Source organism: Bacillus sp. 196mf (assembly GCF_003217275.1).
Classification (GTDB): Bacteria; Bacillota; Bacilli; order Bacillales; family Bacillaceae_G; genus Bacillus_A; species Bacillus_A thuringiensis_S.
In genome coordinates this window covers 1-1,035 of record NZ_QJTG01000122.1, presented here as the reverse complement: position 1 = coordinate 1,035, position 1,035 = coordinate 1, and the positions used below count along the sequence as shown (strand labels likewise).

Genomic DNA, 1,035 nt, shown 5'->3' with positions numbered 1-1,035 from the left:
CCAAAACCATATTTTTGTTATGGGCGATAATCGTAATAATAGTAAAGATAGCAGGGAGATTGGCCCGATCCCAATGGATCATATTTTAGGAAAGGTTTTGATGTAATGCACAGTGTATAGTCATATACACTGTGTTTTATATAGGATGCCAGTAAGAATTGTATGGAGACGAACGATAATTAGTAAGAAACCGCAAGTCTTTTTTATCAGATAACATTGAAACACTCGGAAGAAAATTTGGCGAATCCACCTGTTTTCGTGCAAACTATGGAGAATCAAACGTTTGTTTAAAACCAACAAGGTACACCTCGTTAAACCAATGCTTGTCATAGCAACTTTTTCTGCAAAGGGGATTTCCTTTGCAGACTTTAAGACTTCGCCAAATTTCGCTATATGTGCTTACAAAGACAAGGTGCCCCGCAAATCGTCGCTATATTCGCTGACTATATAATAGGAAGAAACTCGATTTGACCTTCAAACTATCCTCCCTCTTTCGTCCTACGATTCATATTTTTTCACCAAACGATAAAAAGTAGTTTTTGCAATACCTGCTTTCTTTCTCGCTTCAACAGCCGTGATTTCTCCTGTTTTCCAAATGTTATAAGCATGGATAAATTCTGGAGTAATGTCAGCTTTTGGTCTACCAAGATGTTTCCCTTGTTTTTTCGCTAACTCAATCCCTTCTTTTTGACGTGTTTTAATTTTTGTACGTTCTTCTTCCGCCAACCAAGAAAGGATTTGTAAAATAAGATCCGTAATTAGGTTCCCTAAATTATCTTGATATTTTGTTGTATCCAGTAAAGGCATATCGAGAATAACAATATGCGCATGTATATTTTGTGTAATTTCTTTCCATTCATTCAAAATAGCTTCCTTGTTCCTGCCAAAACGGTCTAAAGATTGTATATATAAAATATCTCCTTCACGCAACATCCTTTTAACAAGTTGATAATTTTGGCGATTGAAATCTTTTCCAGATTGCTTATCAATAAAAATATCTCTTTCATCAATTCCAATTTTTCGCATCGCTTCAAT

General features: G+C 35.4%; 2 protein-coding genes. One reads left to right on the top strand and one right to left on the bottom strand.

Going from position 1 to position 1,035, the window contains the following annotated elements:
- A partial coding sequence (locus tag ATL10_RS30875) for a S26 family signal peptidase (RefSeq protein ID WP_181419385.1) occupies positions 1 to 106 on the top strand: 106 nt, incomplete at its 5' end.
- A gap of 392 nt (positions 107 to 498) precedes the next feature.
- Here ATL10_RS30875 and ATL10_RS30870 read toward each other — a convergent pair.
- Positions 499 to 1,035, bottom strand: a 537-nt coding sequence (locus ATL10_RS30870) for a recombinase family protein (protein ID WP_258375861.1), incomplete at its 5' end; no start/stop codon positions are given.